This window comes from Methylobacterium sp. WL7, from assembly GCF_008040085.1.
GTDB lineage: Bacteria > Pseudomonadota > Alphaproteobacteria > Rhizobiales > Beijerinckiaceae > Methylobacterium > Methylobacterium mesophilicum.
Map to the genome: position 1 here is coordinate 1 of NZ_VRVG01000308.1, position 1,433 is coordinate 1,433.

Here is a 1,433-nt window from a genome sequence, read left to right on the forward strand (position 1 = left end):
TAGCACTACTTTGGTAGATTGAGGGAACGCTGGAGGTTTTTGCGGATTCGCCTGCCACGGCCATGAGCGTGGGTGCTCGCGATGTCAGGTGCTGGTGGATGGCGTGAGGATCTGGACCGGTGGCTGCAGCCGTTCCTTGCGGGACTGTCGCATCCTGCGCGTCGGGCTATGTGCCCGCTCTACGTGAGCGGTCTGATCGGCTTGGGTGACCGCAAGAGCGTCCAGCCGATGGCGGCGCGGGCCGAGGGTGTGCCCTATGATCGGCTGCACCACTTCATCGCCGCCGGGATCTGGGATGAGGCTCCGCTTCAGCGGGCTCTTCTCGGCGAGGCCGATCGCCTCGTCGGTGGTGCGGATGCGATCTTGGTCATCGACGACACCGCTCTGCCGAAGAAGGGCAACCGCTCGGTTGGGGTCGCACCGCAATACGCCACGACGCTGGGCAAGACCGCCAACTGCCAGACACTGGTGTCGCTCACGCTGGCGCGTGGCGAAGTGCCCGTAGCAGTCGGCTTGGCGCTGTTCCTGCCCGAGACCTGGACGGGCGACCCGGATCGGATGGTATCGGCCGGCGTACCCGAGGGCCTGCGCGCGGCCCGCACCAAACTGGAGATCGCGGTTGCGGAGATCGACCGGGTTCGGGAGACTGGCGTGCGCTTCGGCTGCGTGCTGGCCGATGCAGGGTATGGGTCCGCCCCGTTCCGGCAAGCCCTGAGCGCGCGTGGCCTGAGTTGGGCTGTTGGGATCTCAGGACGCAACAAGGTCTACCCGGCCGACGTGACGATGATCTTCCCCGTCGCGGGGCGGGGGCGACCGCGCAAGCGTCATGTGCCGGATCAGGTCTCTATCGCGGCGGAGACGATCCTGGCAGACATGAGCGGCCGATTGGTGACCTGGCGGCGCGGCACCAAAGGCCGGCTGCGGGCTCGCTTCTGCGCGCTGCGCGTCCGGATGGCCGATGGCCCGACTCAGCGGATCCGCGCGATGGGCAATCAGCATCTGCCCGGCGACGAGGTCTGGCTGGTGCGCGAGGAGCGAGGCTCGGGCGAGCGTAAATACTACCTCTCGAACCTGCCGGCCGAGGCAACGCTCAAGCAGCTGGCCGCAACGATCAAGGCGCGCTGGATCTGCGAGCAGGCGCACCAGCAGATGAAAGAGGAACTCGGCCTCGATCACTTCGAGGGCCGATCCTGGACCGGGCTGCACCGGCACGCGCTGATGACGATGATGGCCTACGCCTTCCTCCAAGCCCGGCGCCTCGCAGCGGCGGGGCGGAAAAAAAAGAAGCGCCTGCCCGCCGCCCCAGCCCTCGATGCCGGCGATCCGCCAAGCCATCCTGGATCACCTCAGTCAGCCACCACCGCGGCGATGCCCGCACTGTGACGCCGTTCTCAATCTGCCACCCTGAAGTCAAAATGCCAAAGTAGTGCTAG

General features: G+C 66.7%; 1 protein-coding gene. It reads left to right on the forward strand.

The window, feature by feature from the left end:
• Positions 1-81 precede the first annotated feature (81 nt).
• Positions 82-1,383: an IS701 family transposase gene (locus FV233_RS29450; protein WP_147899636.1), complete on the forward strand. Its 1,302-nt coding sequence runs from the start codon at positions 82-84 to the stop codon at positions 1,381-1,383.
• The last annotated feature ends 50 nt before the right edge of the window (positions 1,384-1,433 follow it).

Excerpts from the sequence above, each read along its gene's own strand:
- FV233_RS29450 (WP_147899636.1), top strand. The coding sequence starts at position 82 with ATGTCAGGTGCTGGTGGATGGCGTGAGGATCTGGACCGGTGGCTGCAG.